The following is a 1,096-nucleotide window of genomic DNA, read 5'->3' on the forward strand; positions in this document are numbered from 1 at the left end:
GTTGCTTCGCTGCGCTCGCAATTGTGCAGGTTCACAAATTCGCTGATCGGGGCGGGGTGGTCAGTTGGGGGTGAGGGTTGCGAGGAAGGCCTTGGGCGAGATCCCGCCGAGGGCTTGGTGGGGTCTGATCTCGTTGTAATAGATCATGTATTGAAAGAGTTCGTCAGAGAAGTGATCGAGGTCGTCGAAGGTCGTGCCGTCGATCATATCGTCACCGAGCGTTCGCCAGAAGCGCTCGATCTTGCCGTTGGTCTGGGGCCGGTAGGGGCGCGTGTACCGGTGCTTGACGCCGAGGTGAGCAGCATGGCCTCGAATGGGTGCTCGGCGGGCTTGGTTCGGGCGGCGAACTCGGCCCCGTTGTCGGTCAGCACCTCGCCGAAGCGCAGGCCGTAGCGCTGGTGGAGGGTGTTGAGGGCCTTCAGGGTCTGGAACATGACCGCCAGCGCCTTCTTGCCGATCACGATCTCGGCCCAGGCCAGTCGCGCGCAGGTGCACACGACGCCGACGAGATGGACGTCGCCCTGGGGTGGATCGAGGAAGGCGTCGCGCGGCACGCGATGCAGGTCGACATGGCCGAGTTCGCCCGCCCGCGCACGGATGATGCTGCGCTTCTCCTCCTGCATCGGCCTGTCGCGGCGGTTCATCCCCTGGCGTTTGAGCGCACGGTAGATCGCGGAAGCCGAGGGCGGATCGGGCCGGCGTTCGGCCAGCACAGCGTAGATCTCGTAGCGGTTGAGGCCAAGCCGGCGCGCCGCGGCGATCTCAGCCTCGACCGCGGCCGACATCCGCCGCGCCGCCCAGCGCGGGCCGCGCTTCTGCGGCAGCAGGTCGTCCTCCTGGCCGCTGGATAGATAACGGTTGTAATATTTGCGGAACGTCTGCGAACAGGTGCCGTGATGGCGATAGAAGGCGCCGACCGACCCGAACGTCTGCGAGCGTCCGGATTTGACCGCCTCGTATTCTTTGATCAGGAAGCGCCACTTCTGGACGTAGTTCCGCTCGATCGTCCGGTCAAAGCTGTTGTCGCGCATCGCAAAGCCCTCCAGGGGCAGCGTGCCGCGATCAGCGAATTTGTGAACCTCCACAGCAATGACGG

General features: G+C 64.6%; 3 protein-coding genes. 2 read left to right on the forward strand and 1 reads right to left on the reverse strand.

The annotated features are described in order from the left end of the window. Positions 1-60: 60 nt before the first annotated feature. Positions 61-315: an integrase core domain-containing protein gene (locus MKL20_RS33205; RefSeq protein ID WP_244039484.1), complete on the reverse strand. Its 255-nt coding sequence runs from the start codon at positions 313-315 to the stop codon at positions 61-63. A gap of 194 nt (positions 316-509) precedes the next feature. On the opposite strand from MKL20_RS33205, the gene MKL20_RS28390 reads away from it, so the two are divergent. Both MKL20_RS28390 and MKL20_RS28395 read left to right on the forward strand, forming a co-directional pair. Continuing rightward, positions 510-851 (forward strand): hypothetical protein, encoded by a 342-nt coding sequence (locus tag MKL20_RS28390; protein ID WP_244039482.1) that lies wholly within the window; start codon positions 510-512, stop codon positions 849-851. A 45-nt stretch (positions 852-896) separates the two neighbouring features. Beyond that, on the forward strand, positions 897-1,096 hold a 200-nt coding region (locus MKL20_RS28395; protein WP_244039483.1), incomplete at its 3' end, for a hypothetical protein.

It is taken from the genome of Methylobacterium sp. E-066, assembly GCF_022829635.1.
Classification (GTDB): domain Bacteria; phylum Pseudomonadota; class Alphaproteobacteria; order Rhizobiales; family Beijerinckiaceae; genus Methylobacterium.